The organism is Acinetobacter sp. YH16040_T, assembly GCF_024605785.1.
Taxonomy (GTDB): domain Bacteria; phylum Pseudomonadota; class Gammaproteobacteria; order Pseudomonadales; family Moraxellaceae; genus Acinetobacter; species Acinetobacter amyesii.
In genome coordinates this window covers 737832-762203 of the sequence record NZ_CP094541.1, presented here as the reverse complement: position 1 = coordinate 762203, position 24372 = coordinate 737832, and the positions used below count along the sequence as shown (strand labels likewise).

Here is a 24372-nt window from a genome sequence, read left to right as displayed (position 1 = left end):
CTACTTAAGCGTTTGATATTTCAATCATGGAAGTAAAAATTCAAAGTGACAAAACTACGAAAGATGTTTTAAACAAAAACTCGATAGATCGATGTGTTTTTTATATCTCAACTATATTTTTCTCTAAATTTTAATGACATACTGCTAGCCACTAAAAACAATAATGAAACCTAAAAGTGATGTTAAAAGAAAAATTAGCGTCTTTTCCTGACGCTGTTTGGGTACAGATTCATTATGATCAAATGCAAGTTTTAACGCGTGATCATCAAATTGTAGCTGAACAAAACTGCCCTCTGGCGTTTATAGAACGCGGAAGTTTTGTCCGAAACTATCATATTGCAGAACAGTGCTTCAACCAACTCATACAACAGTTCCACTTCAAGTGGTATGAGTTTGGACAGCCGGTTATTTTTATTCAGTTAAAAGAACGCTTAAGTGAAGAAGTTAGCGCACTCGAGCTACAAGCCATTCAAGAAATGGCACTAAGCGCAAATGCACATTTTGTATTTGTCTACGATAAACATGGCATCGCACTCGAAGCAGAAACCATCCAAAATGATGAGTCTCCTTTGCTCAAATGGTTTCTCTGTGGGGTGATCTTGCTCATTTTGCTGATTATCTTTAAATAATCAGCATCATTCATTAGGTTCGGTGCAACTACGACACTTTCTGCTGCTGCAATTGCTCAATACTCGAAATCAAATCGCTAAAACGATCAATCACCAAAGCCGGTGCAGCCGTTTGAATTTCTTCTGCACTACCATAACCATAGCTCACAGCAATACTCGGCACAGCATTACGGCGTGCGCCTAAAATATCGTACTCACGGTCTCCCACCATCACACATTCCTTCGCATCCAACTGTTCTTGCTGCAAAATGTATTCAATTAAATCGCCTTTGTTGGTGCGCTCGCCATTTAGTTCACTGCCATAGATCACAGTAAAATATTGTGCCAAATCAAAATGTTCTAAAATTTGGCGAGCATAGACAGTCGGCTTTGCTGTAGCAACATACAAGTGAAAGCCTTGCTGTTGTAAAGTTGCTAGAGTTTCGGCAACGGCAGGATAGACTTTATTTTCAAATAAACCGGTAACGGCAAAGCGCTCGCGATAACCTAGTAAAGCCTGATCTGCAAGTACATTATGCACATCGACATTGAGGATTTTGGCCAAAGAGGCTTTCAAAGGTGGTCCAATGATCCAATCGATATTGGTCTCATCCGAAATGGGATGTCCAATTTTCGCCAGTCCATAGCGTGCTGAAGTGGTAATGCCAACTTTTGGATCTGTTAATGTTCCATCGAGATCGATCAATATATTCTTAATCACAGCTTTTACCTTATCCATTCACTTCTGCAAAAATACTATCGAGTGTTCGCTCAAAGTTGCCTATACTATCGTAAATTTTGTGTAATAAGGACATCATTGTGCGCCCTACTGTACTGTGCTTTTCAGGTCTTGACCCTTCAGGTGGTGCAGGACTGCAAGCGGACATTGAAGCCATTGGTCAAAGTGGTGCACATGCTGCCATTGCGTGTACAGCATTAACCGTTCAAAACTCACAACAAGTGTATTCGTTTGAAGCAACCTCTCGCGAGTTATTGTTGGCTCAAGCACATGCTGTCGTCGGTGACCTCCCTATTCGCTGTGTAAAATCAGGAATGTTAGGAACGACTGAAAATATCGCGGCTCTCGCTGAGTTTTTACGTGAACATCCCGAATATCATTATGTTCTCGACCCCGTTTTAGTTGCCAATAGTGGTGGTTCTTTGGGCGATCAAGCAACGTTGGTCAAAGCCTTTGCAGAACTAATTCCACTTGCCACTGTGCTTACACCTAATACCGTAGAATTACGCGCACTCACAGGTGAAGACGACATATCTAAAGCTACAGCAAAACTTTTTGCGATGGGAGCTCAAGCGGTATTAGTAAAAGGTGGGCATGAAAATACGCCAGACTATATACAAAACTCGTTGTACATTCAGGGTGAATTAGTTTCTGAAACCCGTTGTCCACGACTAGATGGGGAATATCACGGTTCTGGCTGCTCATTGGCGAGTTTTATTGCTGGGCGATTAGCCTTGGGTGATGAGCTCAAAACGGCTGTTCATCATGCCGAAACATGGCTATTTGGTGTGTTGAAAATCGCTGAATCACCTGTTGTGGGCGGACAAAAAATTCCAAAACGTTTTTAGTATTGTTGGTTATTCATGTTAAGCCGATAAAAACTACTTTATATGATTTAAAAGCCCTGTATATCAGGGCTTTTTGTAATTAAGAGTCGAGTTGAACCCAATATACTAAGGTTGGAATTTCCCATGCACCGCCAGCAAATCCTTTGCACTGTGTGGTTTTTGCCATATAAGTTTGGATAAAGCGCTGACCGTTCCATGACCATTCCCCTTTACTTTGACAATCGCCAATGCCTCGTCCACGTTGGTTGGAGAAAATTTGTCCTTCACTAAACCCACTTCCAGAAAAGGTCACAGATTGTTTGATTTGCTTTAGATTTCGATCCATTAACCAATAGCCATTGCCACTGTTATATGCCCCACGCCAACATGGTACTTCGACCAAGGCATTTTTTCCATTGATTGGAAACACCACGACTCGATCATCCTCTAAGAAATTTGCATCAAAGAGTTGAGGACAATCTTCCACTATGGTTTTTTTCTTAATCAATCCAAATAATTGTTTGGATGTGGGCGCATTGACGGCATACCGTGTTTGTAAGCCCTTACTATAATTTTGAATATACACTTTCGGAATACTTTTCGGTTTGAGTACATTGGCCGAACTGCTATTGGCTTTACGCAATAATGCCGAATTTGTCCCTATGCGCTTTTGAAAATCATCCATACGGAGCAAAACCGCACTAGCGCCCTGCACAGACAATAACCATGTTTTGTTGTTGCCTTTCCACACAATTGGTTGGTTGGCTTGTAAGGCTTGAATCAGTTTTTGAGTTTGAGCTGCACTTAACTGACCTTCCGCAGTTTTGGCATCAAGCTGCACAGTTCCCTGATTTTTACCTAAAGTGTAAAGTTGAAGTGGTTTATTTGCCGCACTTAACGTTTCAGGATCGAGTTTCACTCGTGCGCTGACTTGCGCTTGAGCGCCCGCAGCACGTTGTAATAATACAGAAATAGCGGGCTGATTGCCCTCCGCCTGATAACCTGCAACGCGACAAGTCCCCGTATTATCACAAGCGATTTCCCAATCCTTATGTGAAAAATAATTTCCTTGAATTTGAGCAAAACTCACACTACAACCCAATGCAGCAACGTAGCCCAATAAAAGTTGCCAGATGACATTATTTTTGTTCATGTCTTTGGCTCGAATAATTATATTAGAGCCATCTTAGAATGCTTTTCACTGAAACTCCAGTTTAAATGGATCTGCTACATGATTTAAATTTATAGAGATGAATCATTCAATTGCTGTATCTCCTCACATTTTTTTCGCTTCATATTTTCATCACTGAGCGTATTCATCAAATCTGCCGCCAGTCCTTTTAACAGACTCATATCATCATCTGTCATTTGATTCGGCTGCCGATCTAAAACACAAAAACTTCCCAAGGCCACCCCATTACGGTCTCTAAGTGCAACGCCTGCATAAAAGCGAATGCGGTTATGCATCAATTCAGGTAAATGCGCAAAGCGTGGGTCACGTTGTAGGTCTTCAATTATCAAGCGTTCATTTTGATAGACCAAATGGCTACAGATCGAGTCTTGCTTCGACTGGCGCACCTGCATCGGTTGCTCAGTAGCCTGAGCCAAAGGGCTACCTGGGGTATAGACCCAATCTTGCTTGACCCAAGAAATTTGCGCATATTTCACATCGAAGGCTTGTCGAGCTTCTTCAATATATTGTTCAAAGATCGGTAAATTCCGCTCATCCAAAACATTCAGTTCTTCTAATGCTTTTAAGCGCTGCGCTTCAACACTAGGATCAGGCTCATCCAACCAAGATTCACCCTGCTTCAATTGAAAAGCTTCAATGGTTAATAACAAGTCATTCATATTATTGACCACTGCATCGACGGTGAAATTTTCTTTGATTGCATCTAATTGCTTTACTTCATCACAGCTCCACAGTGCAAAAATCAGTTTTTTATCTGGAAACTGTGCCTTAAAAAAATGGCTTAATAGACGAATTTGAGCTTCTGGTGCTGTATGAAAAATCGAAATACATACGATCTGAATATACTCTTGGATATCACCCATACTTTGATGCTGATTTTGAATTAAGACGTCGCTAAAAGCCTGAGCCGGAATACCGCTTAAGCTTAGGCTATGCGCCAACATAGCCGATACTTGAACATCAATTTCCCAACGTGCGCCGATACACAAAACCTCAGTTTTCTGATCCTGCTGTGCCACTGGATATGCCCTTTGAAAACTATGATTAAACAGTTTTAATCCCTGATGTAAACGTAGTCGATGTTCAGCACTGGCCTCGGTGTTGTGGCCTCTCGAAAAAATCCGTATGGCTGGAAGCGCGACTTTGGCATAAAACGCATTAACCCGACGTGCCTTGATTTCATCCGTCGCATCCTTCGGTAACTTTTCAGCAATAAAATTTTGTGCGACATCCACGGCATCTTGCACATCATCAGCGACTAATCTTTGATAGAAGCGCTCATGTGGTGCCAATGCAGGCGTACTACCGATCAGGGTTTTAATAAAACCTAAGGATGGTACATAGCTCGAAAGCACCAATAAACACGCGGTTAAAGGCGTCGATAAAATTAAACCAATCGGCCCCCACACCGCCGTCCAAAACATGGCGGCAATAATAATGGCTAAGGTTGAAAGTCCGGTACTTTCCCCATATAACCAAGGCTCAATAATATTATTACTGACCAATTCCAAGAGCAAAATTAAACCCACTGTCCATAGCACCATATTCCATGTGGGATCTACCGCAAAAGCCAATGCAATGGGGAAAATCGCAGAAATCATTGGGCCGACATAGGGAACAAAGCGCATCACTATCGCCACCATTCCCCACATAATTGCTGCCGGCACCCCAATAAACCAAAGTCCCAAGGCCATCGGAATACCGTAGGTCACATTGACCATCAGCTGCATACGTAAATATTTACCGATACGATTGGCCGCTTCATCTAGTGCATCTGTACCGATATTTAAATTGCCGCCCAGCAGCTTAAGGAAACGGTCATGCAAATCTTTCCGATTGACCAAAATCAGAATCACAAACAAAAATACAATACCCGCGGTTGCCAAGGGATTGAGCACCCGCTCGCTCCAAGCCATAACCGCTTCAGCCGTGGTTTGTTGTTGCCCCACCACTTCCACTTGCTGAACTTTAGGATTTTTCTCTTCAGGCACCACATCATCTATCGAGTTTTCAACAGTATCTATGGTGGTTTTTGCGCCATCCCAAACACTCGGGCCGCGTGCAAATTGACGAATAGAATCCATTTTCTTTTGAATTGTGCCCTGATATTGCGGTAATTCTTGGCTTAATTGCCCCAGTTGATAACCCAAATAAGAGGCCGCGCCGGATAAAATCGCCAAAGCCAAACCGACCACAATAAATATAGATGGCATCTGCGGAAGTCCCCAACCGCGTAGTTTCATCACCAAAGGATCAACTAAAAAAGCCAATAAAATTGCGAGTGCCAATGGAATAAAAATATCTTTGCCAAGATATAAGGCGGCAATCAGCAAACTGCCGATGATAAACCCTGCTGTGATTCGAATCACTTTATGTAAATCTGCAGGGGGCATTTGCTTCGATGCGTTCAGGTCTTGCAAGCCTTGCTTTTGACCTGATGGTGATGATTCAAATTCTTGCGCTAATTTATTATTTTTATGATCCATTTTCTTATCCTGAACGATGGTCATTATTTTTTAATTTAGGCTGAAGTTTTAGGGCTGCATACGCATTTCATGTAATGATTTGCAAAGAAAAAAACAGAGCTTTATAGCTCTGTTTTCATACTGCGTTTCGAGAGGAATTAAAAGGTAATCACTTTACTTTGATGAGTCACAATATCCACGGGAACAGAAATATGTTGATGAACGATCTTCCATTGAGACTGCGTTTTTTTCATCCCAATGGTGTTACGACACCACGAGATCCCCGGCGTCGGTATCCCGCTCTGATCATCAATTTTGGAATAACAGTGCAGAAAGGCAATATCAGGATCTGCATGGATGACCAATTCCCGCCTAAATACCTTTAAGCCTTCACGAAAATACTCCCGATAAAATTCCCACATTTTTTGATATGCCATTAAGCCACGCATTTCACAACTGGCATCAAAAAAGTACACATCTGCTGCGCAGGATTCAGCAATATTCTCAATTTTCAATTGGCAGATAACCTCATCCCAATTGGCTAAAAATTGCAGAATTTCGTCAGCGGCCTGTTGGTCACCGACTATTTTGATTTTATCTTGCATCTCTGGCGCCTATTTCTTTTATTTTTTATGAAGTATTATTCTGTGAGGCGTTTGGAAGTTGAATTTCAACGATCTTCCAGCTCCAACCTCGGCGTTGCATAATAAATACGGTATATTTTTCTTCGCTTAGGCCTTGGAGCGGCACATACAGATCAAATCGATTCAAAGCGCTATAGCTTGCTTTGGGTTCAAGTGGCTGGCTTTGTTTTAAAGCGACAGCGGTTGTAGTTGCATCATTTTTGGATAATGTTGACGCATGAGGTGGTGCTGCGACCTTATTTTCAGCATGCGTGAATAGTTCAATCCCTGGGCTAATCATGCTCGGATTGGTCAGTCTGGTTATTTCTGGTAGTTGGATCGACTCTTTTAATGCTTTGCCTTGTAAAAGCAGCATGATACTGGTTGGATTGACCAGACTGTCGACTAGCGTTGCACTCAGGACTGTGCTGAGCTGCCCACCCCAAGACTGGGCGAATTCAGGTAAATGTAGCCCAGTTTTCTGTTGAATGAGGTCTTCGACTTGTGGTTTTAGACTCGATTTGACTGCCGAAAAATCGATATATTGAGCAATTTTTTCAGGTTGATTGTGCTCATAGGCTTGACGTATTTGGTAAAGCACCCAATACGGAGACGCAATCATCCAACCCACGACGATGATCAAGATCGCAATGAGCCCATAATACAAAATATGATTCTGCTTATTCATCTTTCACCACTCTAGCCAGTGAAGTTGTGGTACTTCCATGTACCGTCAAATAAGCCTGATCTAGATTGAATAGCATCCTACCTAACAGCGCTTATCTGAGAAACATATTGCTTTTGATCTTGTGATTTTGACGAGCCTTCAGGTTTTGTTCATCCTGCTAAGACTGTCTCGATCAGGTTGTTTCAAATTTAAGCCGTTAGGTCTTTAATTTGGGTACTTGCACCATTGGTTTTAACTGATTCAATGCCTTTATCTCGCGATTGCTCACTGGCATAAAATTGACTGGTCCCAATAATTTGATGGTTTGCCGCTTTCAAATTGAAATATGGTTTGCCATTTTTGGCCGTCAGTCGTTCAAAACGGCTGTCATCTGCACTGTTCTTTTGTACAGACTCAATCCCGTTTTGGGCTGATGCTTTCGCTTTATATAATTCACTCGTTAAAATGATTTCACCGTTCCCTGCTTTTAATACAAAACGAAACTGCTGATCATTAGAATGACTGATCTCGTACCATCCCGACATATGTTACCCCTTCATTTTCATTGTTTTATCTATTATTCGATCAGGATTTGTTGTTGGAAATTCAACCTGATCTACAGAATATAAATGAACTCGGTCACATTTTTCAATGTCTTTTTTGATCAGTGTCAAGGCTTAAAATTTAATCACTAAGAAAATGATTTTTAATAAATAATTCCAATAAAAAAGAATCCGACCGAAGTCGGATTTCATCATTCTTTCATCATGCTGAATTTGTGAATAGAGTTGCATTACTCAACGCATTGAATAAAGGCTTTAAGGACTGACGATCTGCTTTGAATACGTCGCTTTATTCATTTCTAATATTTCCACACAAAGTTGCACTTCTATTGCTGAAGCTGTGACATGTTGTTTCAACACGTCCAATAGTAACAATGAAATTTGCTTTTGAACTTCAACCGTTCTACCCGTCAATAATGAAACTTTGGCATGCATATACGCATGTTGAGCGTGTTCATCCAAACCCACAACAAACTCTTCCTGAGCGACAGCGCGGCTCTTAATATCATTGATGGCACTTACATGACCCGATTCAAATAAGGCAGCGTTCAGCGCTTTAAGTAAAGGACGAGCCTCAAGCTCAAGATTATTGGAATATTCCAAATGAATATGCGGCATAGTAAAGACTTTTCAAACCCGTAATGCGTCTATTATGCAGGCTGAAAAATAAAATCTATAGCGGATTAGTTATCTATTTCATCTTTAAGTAGACATCCCAAGCCAAGTGTGGCCTTGGCTTAGGATGATTGAAGATTGCTTTAAAGCGAACAATAACGAAAATTAAACTTTTTTCACGTATTCAGATTTGAGTTTCATTGCTCCTATACCATCAATTTTACAGTCAATGTCATGACCATCTGTTGCATCGGCTAAAAGACGGATATTTTTAACTTTTGTGCCCACTTTCACTACTGAAGATGAACCTTTAATTTTAAGGTCTTTCACCACAGTAACCGTGTCACCATCGGTCAATACATTGCCATTGGCATCTTTAATCACTATCTGTTCATCTGCAGCACTTTCGCCTTCACGCCATTCATGTGAACATTCAGGACAAATCAGTAAATCACCATCATTATAGGTATATTCAGAATTACATTGGGGACAATTGGGTAAAGACATACAAGACCTCAAAAAAAATGGATGTAAAAATCCACAAAAACTTAATATAACATTTTTATGTATTTCATGAACTTAAAAACCATAAAAATCGTATGGTTTAGTGATGTTGTGAAGACCTTAATCACACAACGACACAGAACTAATCAGTTTAAATTTTAGATCTCTAATGAGGTGTTTAATATTAACGCTTTTAAGATATGCGCATGATTTTTATCCATATGTTTAGCCGCTGTGAGTAAGGTTAGTGGCTCCTCTTTTTCCCATGCCCGCAGTTGTTCCAACTCGGCTTGATGTGGCTGTATTTCTTGCAAATAGCGCTGCTTAAACTCGTCCCATCGAGAAACCATTTCTTCGTCTTGATGGTACCAACGACGTAAATCTGTCGATGGCGTCAATGCCTTCGGCCACAAATCTAGCGCTGCGCTCACTTTCCTGATACCACGCGGCCACAAGCGATCGACCAAAATGCGTTTACCGTCATCTGGGCTGATCTCATCATAAATACGTTTAATGTGTACGGTCATTAAGCCCTCCCTCATCTATTTGCAGTTTTTCGATCATTCTTCAGATTATTCATCGGGGATCGCTGGATTTACTAAAAAAGCCAGTAACTGTAAAGACTCCTGCCAACCCAAATAACAAGCATCAGGTGGAATAACGCTCGGCAACCCTGCCTGTACAATCGTCACTTCGGTTCCTACTGATACCGCTTTAAACTCAACAGTGACCTCGATTTGACCGGCCAACTCTGGCATATCAAATTGGTCTGTATAGCGCAGTAAATGATTCGGCACGACTTCATGATAATCACCATGAAAAGCGTGTGTGGTTCCCGTTGAAAAATTTTGAAATGACATGCGGTACGAGCCACCTACACGCACATCCGAATGCTCCACATGGGCCGTAAATCCATGCGGTGCCATCCATTTCACCAAAGCATCTGGCTCCACAAAGGCACGATAAACGCGCTCTACAGGCGCACTAAAAACACGATGTAATCGAACAGTATTGCTCATGATGATGTCCTTGTGTCATTGTTTTCACTGAATCATCCACATGCATTCACCCTCGCTTTATCGTCCATTTTTATCACACTGAAACGTTCTAAATGAAACAGCTTTGAGACATGCGAGAAAGGTCATTGCTGTTCAATACTATAGTGAATCCTACAGATTGATCCCATCACTTTAACGCAATGCCGTGTTATGTTTTGTGAGCTGCATTCATATTGATTTTTTATAAAAATATTGAAAAATCAAAATTTTACACAATTTCTCTAAAATTTAAATAATAAAAAACCCAGTTGAAAGACTGGGTTCTTGTTGCTAAAGATGCAATAGTGAGACTTAGCTCAATTGTGCTTCATCTTCTTCCAGATCATCATCTTCATAGATATAAGCCATACAACCCCAGCCATCATATTCGCCCGAATGTTGTTCCGCAATTTTAATAAACCACTGCTCTAAATCAACGATATCTTCATAATCAGGTTCCATATAGACATAGACCGTGATAATCCATTCCACGCGATCTGATTCTTCATCTTGGAACAACGAAATTTTTTGCTCTTCTTTCAATAAATACAATGCACACTGTTCAGCCTGCGCTTCGTTCGAAAAGGCAATTGAATATTCGATTTCGTGCGGCACAGATAAATCATCACCATCTTGCTGCATCTGCCACAGCACATTGCCATTATCATCATCTGGAAATTGTTTAAAATCACGAGTCATTGTACTTTCCCTTATCGTTTATGAATTTTATTCTGTTGACTTAGATTAACGGATAATTGTTGCAATTTGCATTAGCTAAATCTCTTTAATCAGAAATAGACCGCCGAAGTGATCTTTCTGATAACAATTCAAATTAAACCACAACATCCATGTGGGCCTGAGTTTCTTTAAGATGTAAAACCAAAGCTGCCATTTTCAATTCTTCTAAGCGTAATTGTAGATAACTGTCGAGTACCCGTGCCTGACTAAAATGTACACCATGCGCATTGAGCAAGGTGAAATCATCCGCCAAAGCCTGCAATAGCTCACCTAAGTTTTTGGTATTTAATTGGGCTAAATACAAATCAGCACGACTATTAAACACCAATGTAAATAATTGCATCGCAGCCAAACGACGTTCTTCATCAACATAATTACATTTTGCAGTCGATTGCTGCTCCATTGCATCAATCATTTTGCAACGTACCGCAGTCAAATTTTGCTTTGCCGCAGATTCATTCATGCCATCCATCAGCTGATCTAAAATACTCTGTAAAGGTAAAAAGAATGCTGACTGATAGCCCCGTATTTTGTTGTCCAAAGCACGGTTGATATTTTCCAAATGCTGCTGATCCAGCGCTTGGCTATACAAACCCTTTAACTCAGCACGAGCTTGTTCCTGCGTTTGTAATTTGGCTTTTTCTTGATATTTGCTCAAATACTGACGCACTTGTTCGATCTGTGCGCGAATATCATTCAACATGATATCGGCATTGGCTTTGGTGACTTCCACCAAACCATCAGCCTGTAAAGTTCGATACTCAACATATTGTTCAATATCCACAATATGTTGATATTTCGCTACTTTATCGACTTGGATTTTTAAGCCACTGTTTTGAATGCGTAATTGACTGATTTCATAATTCAGTTCATCTTGTTGCGACTCTGTTTTAGCCAGTTTTAACCGCGCACGATCGAAGTTTTCCTGCAGTGAACGTAGGGTTTTATCATTTTTCAATTTGCGGTTATAAACAAAAAGGAGAGCCACAATTAATAGGATGATAAGGACGATTAAAGCAATATTGATCATTTGCCAATCCTCAAAATAAGCTTCAATAATTTAAGTTTATTCCCCAAAACAAACCTAATTTATAAAAATTAAAATCAATAATTTATTTCATATTAGCAGAATAAATGCAAAAAACTGTATTTATCTGACCAAATACACACTTGCACACAATTTAACTAAAATGCTGTTTTAAATAATTTTAATAAAATATTTTTATATTAAAAAATTAATCATTCAATATTCATTAGAAAATATAATAAAACCTTAAAAATGGCGTTTATTTACTAAAAGCTACAAAGAAATTTAATATCAATCTTTCTAAATTTTTCACATACTTTATAGAGATATTTAAATTATTTATATATCCCCAGAATTGGGGATATAGTGTATATCATGAATCATTTTTAAGCAGAAAAACCTATTTAAAGCTGTAGATATTCTGCGCTTTTTACGAGTCCCAAAGGTTTTAATTCAATGCAGCAGTTTTTATGAACAATGAGCATTCACATGAATATGCTTTAAAATTCTGCCGCACAATGAATATGAACAGCTTGTTGAGTTAAAGGCTGGGTAAATGCCAGATCGCAAGCATGTAACGCCATCCGTCCTAGTGAGCTCTGTTTTGCATTCGGGTGATACAGTTGATCCCCTGTAATTGGGTGCCCAATATGCATCATGTGTACACGTAGCTGATGAGAACGCCCTGTCACTGGTGTTAATAATACTCGGCTAATGTCCTTGCTTGCGTCATAGCTAATGGCTTGATACAAGGTTTTTGAGGGTTTGCCCAATTCAAAATGCACCATCTGACGTGGGCGATTTTCCCAGTCCGTAATGAGGGGCACTTCAACACTGCCCTCACCTTCAAGTTTGCCCTGAACTAAAGCCACATATTGCTTTTGAACCGTCCGCGCTTGGAACATTTTACTCACTGCCACTTCTGCATCGCGGTGTTTCGCAAACATCAAAATGCCTGATGTTGCCATGTCTAAACGATGGGTAATTTTTGCAGCAGGATACTGCTCCAAAACACGAAGGTAGGCACTGTCATGATGCTCAGGCAAACGTCCCGGAACCGACAACAATTCCGCCGGTTTTTCGATAACAACCAAGTCTGCATCTTCATACAAAATACGTAGAGGACCTTGAGGCGGCGCATAGACAAAGTTGGGATCTAAAGGCATGGATAGACTGTGTACTGGGAGAATGTCGGCAAAATAACAACTGACTAATTCGCTGTCAATCGACTTTGGCCGATCAGGTCTAACCCTAACGATTATTGGTCCCCAATTTACCAAAGGCTGGCGCTAATGAATGAGATAAATCATCCTCCAGTAACTGTAAGATGCTTGAACTCGTGGTTGATGGATACTGATGTAGTGTGATGCGATATTCGCCCTGAAACCACTGCGACAAATGCAAGGCATAGGTTTGTTTAGGCCCAAGACCTAAATGTTGTTTTAAACGGCTCTTTATCCCTGTCCGTGATGATCCGACATACAAAATGTGATTGGGTTGATTTAACTTGGCACAGGCATGGGTTTTCAATGCCTTAAATGCGGCATAGTCCTGATATGTCTGCTGTATATCGCCACCGACCTGCTCTATTACATAAATATAATGTGCGTGTTGAGCAAGAGCATCAAAACTTGAAAACTCAAATATACATTCCGCTTTAGTCTGCTGTGCCTGCAGACAATCCTGTATCAATTGATCCAGATAACCCATAACAAAATTATTTAAAATTTAGATAGTTAAGCATAACAACTTTGTTGAAAAGGACAATCTGAAGCTTAGATTAAGTTTAAGATCTTCTGCGTGATATTTATTACATCAGCAATGATCAAAGTGTGTTGGGAATACATGCGAAGTTTGGAATTTTGAAAAAGATGGAAGGATTTATTATTCGTTTGAATTCTTTAAAATTTTTTAGGGTGTAAGAGAAAACAGTGTTGTTTACTTCAACTATCATCACTTTGTAAGTCATGATCTTATAGCCTATAAACTTCTGGTTTATAGCGTCCTAAGCTGAATCGAGACCTTTTGGGTGAGTACTGTACACGTGTTTTGCACCACTGACAGCATGCTACTCTTTTCAATCTCTGTAACACCCTTGAGATATATAGTAGTGATATCGAAGAGGGATTGTTTCCCTGAAAATTACTGTTTTTGGCTTATTTTAAAAATATTTTTCACATTTAAAGATATATTGAAAATATTTTCTCCTTGTATCATTTTTTAGCATTTTTTCCATCTTATAAATGACTTTTTCCGAGAATTTCCGCCACAACTTAGTACTCAAACAACAATTATTTATGCTGTTCAAAGCAAACTATTACTTCTTTTTACTCATTTCAGACAGCAAATCCAGCTGAATTTCCTGAATCTTGGCAAGACGATCCCATTGATGCATCAACAAATGATCTATCTTTTCATGTAAATGGCGAATTTCTAATTCAGCTTTTAAATTCACCTGATAATCATTCTCCGAACGCATGCGGTCTTTAGCTTCTTGACGGTTCTGGCTCATCATAATAATGGGCGCTTGTATGGCAGCGAGGCAAGACAACATCAAATTCAGCAAAATAAAAGGATAAGGATCAGCAGGATGCTTCACCATCACCACAGTATTGACTAAAATCCACACCGCTAAAAACAATGTAAAACAAATAAGAAATGCCCAGCTACCGCCAAATGTTGCAATTTTATCCGCTAGCCTTTCGCCAAAACTCCACTACTGATCCAGCTTTTCTTCAACATTTTTGCTAATCAGATCATGCTGCTGCATGCTGTTCAGCACCTCATATTCTAAATTGGAGACTTCGCCTTGTTCGGAGTTCAGAATTGACTGCACATACTGCATACGGTATTTGGTTAAATCAGTTTGGCATATATAGTCCTGAGCACCAGATTCAGGAAAATCCTGAGCAATTTCTTCTGTAATGACTTTACGCACGGTTCCCATTGGAATCATATTTTTCAGTGGGAAACTTTTTTTGCACACCAAACAAGTACGGCATTCTACTTTCCCGTTCATTCTTGCCTTGCCCAATTGAATTTTATGTTCTTTTGAGCATACTGTTTTGCCTAAATTTAATGCAAGCAGCTTGTGCTTTTACACCCAATATTTTTTATGATTTAAGCTTATTTTAGATAGTGCAATGCAATGTAGGGGGTTAAATTCAAAAGTAAAATACCAATTTTATAGACAGCCATTCCACCATAATGAATAGCGTCAAACTGCTGATCGCTCAACTTAAACCACTGCCCATGCAGGCGTTTCATCCAATCTTTAGCAAAGACAAATACCACAAACCAAATGATTAAAATCAGATAGTTAATCACTAAGCTATACAGCAAGAAATCGCTTAAATGACTCAAGTTCATGGCAAATCTCCTAAGCGTATTTTTATCCTTAGTTTATGCCCCTTTCGAGCAATTGAATATTGCTTTTAAATTTCCGCTTAGATTTGGACTATTTTTAAGAGAGATGCCTGACGATCTTTGAGCTTGTGCTGATTTCACTGGTGTGGTTTGTTTTGTGCAGATTAAAGGAGTAATGATTCATTATTCTTTTTTATTTTGGCTTAAATTTTTGGGGTGGTATAAGAGAAAACAATGTTGTTTACTTCAACTATCATCACTTTGTAAGTCATGATCTTATAGCCTATAAACTTCTGGTTTATAGCGTCCTAAGCTGAATCGAGACCTTTTGGGTGAGTACTGTACACGTGTTTTGCACCACTGACAGCATGCTACTCTTTTCAATCTCTATCACACCCTTGAGATATACTTTAACCAAAGAGGATCGGGATTAATTTCCTAAGTTTTTCTAATTTTCTGCAAATTCAGCAAATTTTTTCAGCCATTTTAGGTTTAGCAGGATATTTTATCTTTTCAGCTCATTTCAGCGTTTTTTATCTGCAGATTTGCCCAATTATAAGAAAATTTTCTTTTACAACAGACAAAACGTCCAAACACAGCGTCAAATTTAAAAATATATCGCCGCTGAACATTCATCCCTTAACTTCATACAAAACTCCGCCCTTTGAGTAGAGCTCTAAGCCTATCCATGTTCTGCAGATATTAGGGTTGATCTTTTCAACGCATGATTGGTCATTGAGCTAAATAGCTTTGTACCCACTGTGCGCTAAACCACCAACCACTATATGCCGCCATGCCACAAAGTAAATTGGCCAAAATTTTATTCATTGGACTGAGGTCTGATGCATATATTTTGAGATTGATCAGATAAGCAATCACAGCATATACCAGTCCAATCGCACCACCAATGATGATCAGGATCAAAGGCCATGCTGCATAGGTATGTGCCTGTGCTGGATATTTTGTAGAACGGATGGTTTCTGTGGTCATGCTGCATATCCTATAAATAACGCGATTACCTGTTTTAGTTAGCAATTTCTGCGCCATTTTTCTTGGATATACAGCGTTATTTCAAGGTTAATGCATGTTCAATTTCTAGTTTTGATTACAGCATTTATCGCAACCAACAACTTTTTCTGTTGGCCAGCTCATACGCGCACGCTTATAAGCGAGTTCGAAATTGGCAAAATAACCAATCAATATTTGCTGGTCAAATTGCGGCATATCTACGCATCCTTGCGTGCCATTGTGAATTAAATGCGAGCCATTCGATAAGGCATTTTCATCCACTATAAATTTAATCATCTACCATTCCCCTCTTTATTTTTTATAAAATTCAAAAGATTAATAAATCCATATAAAAATTATGTGATTTATAATCACATATTAAAATTATGCCTTTATTGTTCAAAAATCAATCGAATTTAAAGATTTTTTTAGGCGTCTCTTGGATGACTTAAACGCATAATGATGTGCTCTTTTAGGACGGATAGGTGCGATTGATTGCTCGATTGCATTTTTTGCGCTTAAGCCAAGTGCTTGGAATGTTGAGTAAAGGTATTTTTCACTCGAACTGACATCAACAAATACGGCGTCCAAATCACACAACCGAAAGTACTGTCTCTAACTGTATGATGGTCTGTGTATCAGTAGCGCTTCTTATAATTTTTATAATCTTTATCAAACTTTGCTAATACTCAGTTTCTGATTTTTAATTTTATATTTATTAAACAAAACGCAGATCACCCACTCTAAAAGATGGATTCATTTTAGAGTGAAATATTGATTGGTTTATAAAGGGGTATCGACCTGTACAGTTCGTTTTTGGCGTATGCGGCGAACCAACCAGATCACGATTGCAATCACTAAGATCACCACGAAAAATGGGACTAAAAAGGCCAATACTGACAAGACTGCAGCACCAATCCATTCCCCTGTAGATAAGATTGGATTTGCAACACCACCTGTGGTTGCGGTAGATACGCCACGTGCAGCGACGGTACTCATTTGCACTGCTGTTGCTGTACCACCACCCACGATAATTGCTGCCGCCCAACTGGCAAACTGTGACATTTCACCTGAGCTTACTGCCATTGTAGCGATGGTCCCTGCAATCATGGCTGCAGGTGTTGAAATGGTGTCGAGGGCATTATCTACCCAAGGAATATAGTATGCGGCGATTTCACAAACCGTCGCAATTGCTAAGCCGATACATACTGCAGGCATAGACAACCATTCGAATCCTTTCATTGGTTCGAATAGTCCTAAAATGGAAGCAACACTCATCGCCAATAAAGGTACAAAGACACGGAAGCCACAGGCAGCACTTAAGCCAATACCGATACACAGTCCTAATATTGTTTCCATGGGCTTCTCCGAACGGTTAAACGTACAATTTGTTTTTATATATGCTGTGTTATACGTTAGCAAAAAGCCCTATCGAGTGATAGGGCTTTTCTTTCTAAACAGCGGATAACTGTTAGTGTTTTGCAGCTTAGGCATTCTTATTGTTAAATTGATTGCCTTGGCATTTGGTACACGGTGGTAAACGATCAGTACCAATTTCTAAGTAGACGCGGTGTCCGCATTGAACACAAAAATAGAAGCCTGTTCCGGGTTTTTGACCAGCAGTAACCATTTTTGTTCTCCATGTGTTTTTAGAAATGGTAGATTCAGTATAACTCTCTTGTGATGAATGTCTATTGGTCATTTCGACAATTGATAATGGCATTTAGGCAAAGCATAATTTCGAATGGAAATTTTGGTGGGTTTACAGCGATTTGCTGAGCCAGTTTTCTACTTGTAGTTCGTCTACACGCAGAAATTCTTTTTCATTGTTTGTGACCATGACCCAATTATTTGATCGTGCATGCGCAGCTAGCCATAAATCGTTATTGCCAATCATTTTCCCCTGAAGCGCTAACTGTTTTCGAATTTGAGCATAGTGTACGGCGGTGTGTTCATCTAACTCTATAACAGGAATGATTGAAGTTAATTCATCGATAACTTTGAAAGCTTTGTCTTTCCATTGGCTTTTTTCCGCACCAAAGCGAAGTTCACCTAAAGTAATCACTGAAATAAAAATATTGCCGTCAGGTAAATGTTTTTCAAAATGCTGACGTACAATTTCGGGTTGATGCTTGGTGATATAAATACAAATATTGGTATCTAATAAATATTGTGTTGGCATTAGAACTCTTCTCGTTCTTGCGGTGGTTCATCCACTCTTGTTTCTGCATAAAAGTCGTCTGGCATTTGTGCCAAAACTTTAAATAATTGATCTGCTGTGACCGGTTTTTCACGCAATATGACTTCGTCACCACGGCGGAAGATTTCAACTTCTTTGCCTTCAAAGCGAAATTCTTTGGGTAAGCGAATAGCTTGGCTGCGACCTGTCATAAAAACTTTTGCGGTAGTCATAGGGCTACTCCATCAGTTTTGATATATATCTTATGATAGGTATTTATTGAGTGTTTTTCAATCAAAAATATAAATATCTTGTAAAAATCAGTGTGAGTTTTTAATGTTAATAATTAGCATTGATATAATTACATAAGTGCTCATTCTCACTATCTAGCCAGTCTCCAAAAACATCTATATCCTCTGCTTTCTTTAGCAGTTGTGAGAGCGATTTATCATCCATTACTAGATCTAAGCCACTATTACAAAACATCCATGCAACCTCTAAGTTTTCTTTAAAAAAATTATCTACTTCATCAAAAAAAAGACAAATATTTTCAAATTCACTTTCATTCAGCGGTATAAAGTTAAAGTGAACACTATCTTTATAATCTGACATTGTCGCAGGAACTACTCCATAATTTTCTAAATGAAAATGAAATGATTGCCCTTTCTTTTCAAAACCACCATGAGCAAAAGTATTCCTATACTTCTCTTTAATTAAAGTGAGTTCATCATGTATTCTTTTACTATTTGGATTACTTAAGTCAAAAACTTCACTGTATTTTTTAGACCAAAACTCACCAATAAATTTCTTAATATCATATTCCTTCTTATTTTTTGAAAAAGGCAATGCAAGCACTAAAATATGTTCTAACCGACTAAAATATGAATCAATCATTGCCAAGGAGTTATACACTGCGTACTGCTCTAAATCTCTTTTAGCAAAAAATGTATTCAACATGCTAGAAAAGTCTTTATTCTTAATAACGTTATCAATTTCTTTTTTAAAAATTTTTTTAGATTGGTCGCGAAAATAATAATATTGACCACTTAATTTATGGAAAAGATTTGGAATTGTAAAATTATTTAATGCAACTTGATTTTCTGCATACTGATTCAAAATATTCTTTTCAATAAACTTAATATTTTTCTTTAATTTATTAATTAATTCTTTCTGAATAGCCTCAACATCTGCTATTCGTTCACTATACAATCTTAAACCAAATTTGTGAGAGCTAATTAAATTTACTGCACCTTTATATTCAAAAATTATCCCCCAATGCATTTTATCCCATCTGGATATTGTTCTAAATCCACATATTTTATGAAGAGTAAATAAGAGTATAGACTCTACTGGAAAATCTTCACGAGAAATAGATATTACTGTTTTTTCATCTAATTTAGTTTCAGATGAAGGATCTGTTAATTTGAAATCTTGAAATATTCTTTCTAATTGAACTTTTATCTCTTTAGTAAACTTCATATTCCCAACTCAAAAAAACCCTACATCAATGTAGGGTCTTTTTTAAACAATATCAAATACTTTAATCTCCCCCTTGCGAAGTAATACTTCTCATCTTTTAAAAAGGGGAACTCCCTCCTTTTTCAAAGGTGAGGAATATATTCCGTAAGGGGAGGATTTAAAGAATTACATCAAGCCACATTCCCTTCCAAGAAATCCTGTGCAAAACGCTGCAATACACCGCCCGCTTCATACACATGCACTTCTTCTTCGGTATCCAAACGGCAAGTCACAGGCACTTTAATGATTTCATTTTTACCATCAGCAGTTGAACGCTCTACCACCAAAGTCAGGTCAGAACGCGGCGCAATATTACCAATCACGCTATACAACTCAGTACCATCAAGCTTCAAGGTTTTACGGTCAGTCCCTGCTTTAAACTCAAGCGGTAACACACCCATACCCACCAAATTTGTACGGTGAATACGCTCAAAACCTTCCGCCACAATCACTTCCACACCTGCAAGGCGCACACCTTTGGCAGCCCAGTCACGGCTCGAACCCTGACCGTAGTCTTTACCTGCAATGATGATGAGCGGCTGCTTACGGTTCATATAAGTTTCAATCGCTTCCCACATACGCATCACTTCGCCTTCAGGCTCTACACGCGCTTTTGAACCTTGTTTGATCGTGCCGTCAGAACGAACCACCATTTCATTGAACAATTTCGGGTTAGCAAATGTTGCACGCTGCGCAGTCAAATGGTCACCGCGGTGGGTTGCGTATGAGTTAAAGTCTTCTTCAGGCACGCCCATTTTATGTAAGTACTCACCTGCAGCCGAATCCATCATGATCGCATTTGAAGGCGATAAATGGTCTGTGGTGATATTGTCAGGCAAGATCGCAAGCGGACGCATATTTGACAAGGTACGCGGTGCAGCCAATGCCCCTTCCCAATACGGCGGACGGCGGATATAAGTACTTTGCGGACGCCAGTCGTATAGTGGGCTTGCCGCTTTTTCACGCTCACCCAAATCAAACATTGGGATATACACTTTCTTAAACTGTTCAGGTTTAACCGCTTCTTTCACCAATGCATCAATTTCAGCATCAGACGGCCAAATGTCTTTTAAGTAAATTGGATTACCGTCTTTGTCATTACCCAGTGAATCGGTTTCGATATCAAAACGAATCGTCCCTGCAATGGCATACGCCACAACGAGTGGAGGCGAAGCCAAGAACGCTTGTTTTGCATAAGGATGGATACGACCATCGAAGTTACGGTTACCTGAAAGTACCGCAGTTGCGTACAAATCACGATCAATAATTTCTTGTTGGATTTTTGGATCTAAAGCACCTGACATACCATTACACGTGGTACATGCATATGCCACGATACCAAAGCCCAGTTTTTCTAAATCACCGAGTACACCTGCTTCTTCTAGGTATAAAGCGGCTGCTTTAGAACCCGGTGCAAATGATGATTTCACCCAAGGTTTACGCACTAAACCCAATTCATTTGCTTTACGTGCCAACAAACCTGCTGCAACGGTATTACGTGGGTTAGAGGTATTGGTACAAGAGGTAATGGCAGCAATAATCACCGCGCCATCTGGCATTAAACCTTCTGCTTCTTGCGCACGTGCTGCTTCTAAGTTTCCTGCAATGCCTTTCGCTTTTAAGTCAGCCGTCGATACACGCGCATGCGGGTTCGATGGACCTGCAATGTTACGGGTTACTTTCGACAAATCAAAACGCAGTACACGCGGGTATTCCGCAGCGGTCATATCAGACGCCCAAAGACCGATTTCTTTGGCATAGCCTTCAACCAATTTCACTTGATCCGCTTCACGGCCTGTCAAAGTCAGGTAATCAATGGTGTTTTGGTCAATGTAGAACATCGCAGCCGTTGCGCCATATTCAGGGGTCATGTTCGAGATCGTTGCACGGTCACCCACTGACATGCTGTCAGCACCTTCACCGAAGAACTCTAAATAAGCACCGACTACACGTTCTTTACGCAAGAATTCAGTAAGTGCTAACACGATGTCAGTTGCGGTAATGCCCGCTTGACGCTGACCAACAAGTTCTACACCAATGATGTCTGGCAGACGCATCCAAGATGCACGGCCGAGCATCACGTTTTCAGCTTCTAGACCGCCGACACCTACAGAGATTACGCCCAATGCATCAGTATGTGGGGTATGTGAATCTGTACCCACACAGGTATCAGGGAATGCTAAACCATCACGGTTTTGAATTACTGGAGACATTTTCTCCAAGTTAATTTGGTGCATGATACCGTTGCCCGCAGGGATCACATCGACATTTTCAAAGGCTGTTTTGGTCCATTCAATAAAATGGAAACGGTCTTCGTTACGGCGGTCTTCAATCGCGCGGTTTTTCTCAAATGCGTCTGGGTCAAAACCGCCAAACTCTACAGCTAAAGAGTGATCGACAATCAGCTGCGTTGGAACAACAGGATTGACTTTTGATGGGTCGCCGCCTTGGTCTGCAATCGCATCACGCAAGCCTGCAAGGTCAACCAATGCGGTTTGACCGAGGATGTCATGACACACCACACGTGCAGGGTACCAAGGGAAATCGTGGTCTTGTTTGCGGTTAATCAGTTCTTTTAAAGACTGTTCTAAGATTGCAGGGTCGCATTTACGAACCAACTGCTCTGCAAGGACTTTAGATGTATATGGGAGTTTTGCGTATGCGCCTGGCTGAATATCTTCTACGGCTTGGCGTACATCGAAGTATTCTAGCTGGGTGCCTTGCAGCGGTTTACGGTAGTTGTTGTTCATAGCGTTCCTGCCCTCGGTCTTTCATTTTTTTGCGTTGTCTTTTTCATAGACAATTCATCTTTGTTCGATAGGCATACTACACTGCCGAAAACCCATTTCCCAAATCTCATATATTTCATATAGTTAAATATAAAAATAGGGGTTTTTGAAATATTTAGTTACACTAACTTTGGAATATTCGCTCTAAATATGAATTTTTTTGAAAAATAGCTGCAAATCCGCCTCATTCTTTAGTCTAAGGTAAATTGCACTGCATAATATTTAATCTAAATATCAACCAAATTGATTAAAAATCAGTCTTATCAATTTTAGTATTTAATAATCAAGGCATTAAATTACTTCATTAGCTCATTGCGCCTCAAAGCCACAATGTGAATCAAAACACAGTTTTATTATTTATTTTATCTTAATTCTCAATTTATCCCTATTTGCAGGGATAGCGTCGAATCACCCCTCTCTCAGATAATAAAAGCACGACATACAAGAACAGTAATTCGCTGTACTCGCCAAAATAATCACAATATTTACAAAATCTTAGCTAAATAAATCAGCGATTACTGTTCTACCGTCATTATGCTTTGGGGAAAGATCATGACAAAATTTAAAACCATCATTGGGGCTGGCTGCCTCTTAAGCTGTCTTAGCTTCATTGCCTGTGGCGACAACGACCAATCGACAACGGATTCGACGATTCAAGAAGAGGAAGTAGACTCACCGACTGTCGTCTCGAATCCACCACGTTTGAAAGCCAATGCACAAGGTGAGCATGAACTGCTGATTGCCTATAAACGCCAAGCCTTATACGACCCTGAAACGGGTGAGAATGATCTATTACAAGTCAGAGGCTATCTGACTAAACCTGAACTCTGGAACTCAAAAAATACCGATGGCAGTGTTTCTGATGTACTGGTTGGCCCACAAATTCGTGCGAAACAAGGTGACAATTTAAAAATCCATCTGGTCAATCATCTCCCTGTTGAATCGACAGAGACCTGCCCAAGTCCAGTGACCAATATTAACCAAGGGAACTGTTTTAACACCACAAATTTACATACACATGGTCTTTGGGTTAGCCCGCAAGGAAATAGTGACAACGTATTTTTGAGCTTAAAACCTCAGCAAGATTTTCATTACGAATTTAAGATCGAACCGAATCATCCTGCGGGAACATTTTGGTATCACTCTCATGTGCATGGTTCAACCGCGATTCAGGTCTCAAGCGGCATGGCTGGCCCTTTGATTATTGAGGGAGAGCGGAAACCTGTCATTCGTCAGGGGCAAATTCAGCAGACTGGAGATTTGGACGTCTTATGGAAAAATCAAAAAACCCAGCAGTATGATCATGAAAAAATCATGCTATTCCAGCAGATTCAATACAATGAAGATTGCGACAGCAATTTAAGCCAAGTGAATGGTACACCCTGCATCTATAGCTTAGAAGATTATTCAAAACTCGATATACCCACCTCATGGGCGGATGAAAATCGTTTTACCAGTATCAATGGCAAAATGTTTGGTGAAATTAAGGTGGATCAGAACCAATACCACCGCTGGCGCATGATTCACGGCGGTATCCGTGACACCATTGCTTTGACCATCAAAGAACTGCCTGATTCTGCGCTCTTTACCGCAGAGCAAACCCTTAGTGAATGTCAAAAATATCAAAGCAAGTCGATGTCTTCACAGTTTAAAACGCTGAAAACATTACCATTATATACCCTTGCACAAGACGGCTTGACCATGAGAAAAATCCAAAAGCAAGGGATTGAAATTTTTCAGCCGGGTTATCGCTTTGATGCCATGCTCTCTTTCCCGACCACCAATAAATACTGTGTATACGATGCCAAGCTGAATCTAGAAGATGAAATTAATGCGCCTGAATCAAGTCCGCTACTGCGTCGCGCACCGGAAGAAAAACTCAATACGCAGCTCCTCGGTTGAGTCAA

27 protein-coding genes and 1 pseudogene are annotated in these 24372 nt (G+C 39.8%); 3 read left to right on the top strand and 25 right to left on the bottom strand.

All coding sequences use genetic code 11. The features are described 5' to 3' along the window. The first annotated feature begins 179 nt into the window (after positions 1 to 179). Positions 180 to 629 (top strand): hypothetical protein, encoded by a 450-nt coding sequence (locus tag MST16_RS03630; RefSeq protein ID WP_180136570.1) that lies wholly within the window; start codon positions 180 to 182, stop codon positions 627 to 629. Positions 630 to 657: 28 nt separating this feature from the next. Here MST16_RS03630 and MST16_RS03625 read toward each other — a convergent pair whose 3' ends face one another. Then, complete coding sequence (locus tag MST16_RS03625; RefSeq protein WP_180009909.1) at positions 658 to 1329, bottom strand: HAD-IA family hydrolase; 672 nt, start codon at positions 1327 to 1329, stop codon at positions 658 to 660. Between the two features lie 98 nt (positions 1330 to 1427). Between MST16_RS03625 and MST16_RS03620 the strand changes: the two genes are divergently transcribed. Further along, on the top strand, positions 1428 to 2195 hold the full coding sequence (locus MST16_RS03620; protein ID WP_180009867.1) for a hydroxymethylpyrimidine/phosphomethylpyrimidine kinase: 768 nt from the start codon (positions 1428 to 1430) through the stop codon (positions 2193 to 2195). A 79-nt stretch (positions 2196 to 2274) separates the two neighbouring features. On the opposite strand, the gene MST16_RS03615 is transcribed toward MST16_RS03620, so the two are convergent. The 24 genes and pseudogenes from MST16_RS03615 to acnD all read right to left on the bottom strand — a co-directional run bounded on the left by MST16_RS03615 (position 2275) and on the right by acnD (position 22426). Continuing rightward, positions 2275 to 3327 carry a DUF1176 domain-containing protein gene (locus MST16_RS03615; RefSeq protein WP_180009868.1) on the bottom strand — a complete coding sequence of 351 codons (1053 nt, stop codon included), beginning with the start codon at positions 3325 to 3327 and terminating at the stop codon, positions 2275 to 2277. Between the two features lie 89 nt (positions 3328 to 3416). Next, entirely contained in the window at positions 3417 to 5852 is a 2436-nt protein-coding gene (locus tag MST16_RS03610; protein ID WP_257224565.1) for an AI-2E family transporter, read from the bottom strand. A 137-nt stretch (positions 5853 to 5989) separates the two neighbouring features. Next, a complete protein-coding gene (locus MST16_RS03605) occupies positions 5990 to 6436 on the bottom strand; it encodes a nuclear transport factor 2 family protein (RefSeq protein WP_218946117.1) in 447 nt (148 codons plus the stop codon). Between the two features lie 25 nt (positions 6437 to 6461). Further along, a complete protein-coding gene (locus MST16_RS03600; protein WP_180009869.1) occupies positions 6462 to 7142 on the bottom strand; it encodes a DUF2939 domain-containing protein in 681 nt (226 codons plus the stop codon). Between the two features lie 188 nt (positions 7143 to 7330). Further along, positions 7331 to 7666 carry a YegP family protein gene (locus MST16_RS03595; RefSeq protein ID WP_078191118.1) on the bottom strand — a complete coding sequence of 112 codons (336 nt, stop codon included), beginning with the start codon at positions 7664 to 7666 and terminating at the stop codon, positions 7331 to 7333. Positions 7667 to 7939: 273 nt separating this feature from the next. After that, positions 7940 to 8302 carry a 5-carboxymethyl-2-hydroxymuconate Delta-isomerase gene (locus MST16_RS03590; RefSeq protein ID WP_180009870.1) on the bottom strand — a complete coding sequence of 121 codons (363 nt, stop codon included), beginning with the start codon at positions 8300 to 8302 and terminating at the stop codon, positions 7940 to 7942. Between the two features lie 162 nt (positions 8303 to 8464). Next, on the bottom strand, positions 8465 to 8806 hold the full coding sequence (locus tag MST16_RS03585) for a zinc ribbon domain-containing protein YjdM (RefSeq protein ID WP_180009871.1): 342 nt from the start codon (positions 8804 to 8806) through the stop codon (positions 8465 to 8467). Positions 8807 to 8961: 155 nt separating this feature from the next. Further along, positions 8962 to 9330 carry a DUF488 domain-containing protein gene (locus MST16_RS03580; protein WP_180009872.1) on the bottom strand — a complete coding sequence of 123 codons (369 nt, stop codon included), beginning with the start codon at positions 9328 to 9330 and terminating at the stop codon, positions 8962 to 8964. Between the two features lie 45 nt (positions 9331 to 9375). After that, complete coding sequence (locus tag MST16_RS03575) at positions 9376 to 9822, bottom strand: SRPBCC family protein (RefSeq protein WP_180009873.1); 447 nt, start codon at positions 9820 to 9822, stop codon at positions 9376 to 9378. Positions 9823 to 10152: 330 nt separating this feature from the next. Beyond that, positions 10153 to 10539, bottom strand: a complete 387-nt coding sequence (locus MST16_RS03570) for a ribonuclease E inhibitor RraB (protein ID WP_168378552.1) — start codon at positions 10537 to 10539, stop codon at positions 10153 to 10155. A 133-nt stretch (positions 10540 to 10672) separates the two neighbouring features. Beyond that, positions 10673 to 11608 (bottom strand): hypothetical protein, encoded by a 936-nt coding sequence (locus MST16_RS03565; protein WP_180009874.1) that lies wholly within the window; start codon positions 11606 to 11608, stop codon positions 10673 to 10675. A gap of 497 nt (positions 11609 to 12105) precedes the next feature. Then, complete coding sequence (locus tag MST16_RS03560) at positions 12106 to 12771, bottom strand: pseudouridine synthase (RefSeq protein ID WP_078191125.1); 666 nt, start codon at positions 12769 to 12771, stop codon at positions 12106 to 12108. A gap of 85 nt (positions 12772 to 12856) precedes the next feature. Beyond that, positions 12857 to 13315, bottom strand: coding sequence for a GIY-YIG nuclease family protein (locus MST16_RS03555; RefSeq protein WP_180009875.1), 459 nt, complete (start codon positions 13313 to 13315; stop codon positions 12857 to 12859). A 607-nt stretch (positions 13316 to 13922) separates the two neighbouring features. After that, a pseudogene (locus MST16_RS03550) lies at positions 13923 to 14624 on the bottom strand (DUF1003 domain-containing protein). Positions 14625 to 14731: 107 nt separating this feature from the next. After that, the gene (locus MST16_RS03545; protein ID WP_078191128.1) at positions 14732 to 14974 is read right to left on the bottom strand and encodes a DUF6868 family protein; all 243 of its coding nucleotides are present in this window, start codon (positions 14972 to 14974) and stop codon (positions 14732 to 14734) included. Between the two features lie 729 nt (positions 14975 to 15703). Beyond that, positions 15704 to 15961 carry a hypothetical protein gene (locus MST16_RS03540; RefSeq protein ID WP_180009876.1) on the bottom strand — a complete coding sequence of 86 codons (258 nt, stop codon included), beginning with the start codon at positions 15959 to 15961 and terminating at the stop codon, positions 15704 to 15706. Positions 15962 to 16066: 105 nt separating this feature from the next. Then, positions 16067 to 16276 carry a hypothetical protein gene (locus tag MST16_RS03535; RefSeq protein ID WP_180009877.1) on the bottom strand — a complete coding sequence of 70 codons (210 nt, stop codon included), beginning with the start codon at positions 16274 to 16276 and terminating at the stop codon, positions 16067 to 16069. Positions 16277 to 16497: 221 nt separating this feature from the next. Next, complete coding sequence (locus MST16_RS17505) at positions 16498 to 16575, bottom strand: DUF2569 family protein (RefSeq protein WP_180009911.1); 78 nt, start codon at positions 16573 to 16575, stop codon at positions 16498 to 16500. Between the two features lie 187 nt (positions 16576 to 16762). Further along, positions 16763 to 17338, bottom strand: a complete 576-nt coding sequence (locus tag MST16_RS03530; protein ID WP_180009878.1) for a DUF4126 domain-containing protein — start codon at positions 17336 to 17338, stop codon at positions 16763 to 16765. A gap of 127 nt (positions 17339 to 17465) precedes the next feature. Continuing rightward, positions 17466 to 17609, bottom strand: a complete 144-nt coding sequence (locus MST16_RS03525) for a zinc ribbon-containing protein (protein ID WP_078191132.1) — start codon at positions 17607 to 17609, stop codon at positions 17466 to 17468. 132 nt (positions 17610 to 17741) lie between these two features. Further along, complete coding sequence (locus tag MST16_RS03520) at positions 17742 to 18161, bottom strand: type II toxin-antitoxin system VapC family toxin (RefSeq protein ID WP_180009879.1); 420 nt, start codon at positions 18159 to 18161, stop codon at positions 17742 to 17744. Next, positions 18161 to 18391 carry an antitoxin gene (locus MST16_RS03515; RefSeq protein ID WP_078191134.1) on the bottom strand — a complete coding sequence of 77 codons (231 nt, stop codon included), beginning with the start codon at positions 18389 to 18391 and terminating at the stop codon, positions 18161 to 18163. Before MST16_RS03515 ends, MST16_RS03520 begins: the two co-directional genes overlap by 1 nt. A gap of 106 nt (positions 18392 to 18497) precedes the next feature. Next, the gene (locus MST16_RS03510) at positions 18498 to 19637 is read right to left on the bottom strand and encodes a hypothetical protein (protein WP_257222575.1); all 1140 of its coding nucleotides are present in this window, start codon (positions 19635 to 19637) and stop codon (positions 18498 to 18500) included. Positions 19638 to 19807: 170 nt separating this feature from the next. Then, a complete protein-coding gene (gene acnD / locus MST16_RS03505) occupies positions 19808 to 22426 on the bottom strand; it encodes a Fe/S-dependent 2-methylisocitrate dehydratase AcnD (RefSeq protein WP_180009880.1) in 2619 nt (872 codons plus the stop codon). Positions 22427 to 23017: 591 nt separating this feature from the next. On the opposite strand from acnD, the gene MST16_RS03500 reads away from it, so the two are divergent. Then, complete coding sequence (locus tag MST16_RS03500) at positions 23018 to 24367, top strand: multicopper oxidase domain-containing protein (RefSeq protein WP_180009881.1); 1350 nt, start codon at positions 23018 to 23020, stop codon at positions 24365 to 24367. The last annotated feature ends 5 nt before the right edge of the window (positions 24368 to 24372 follow it).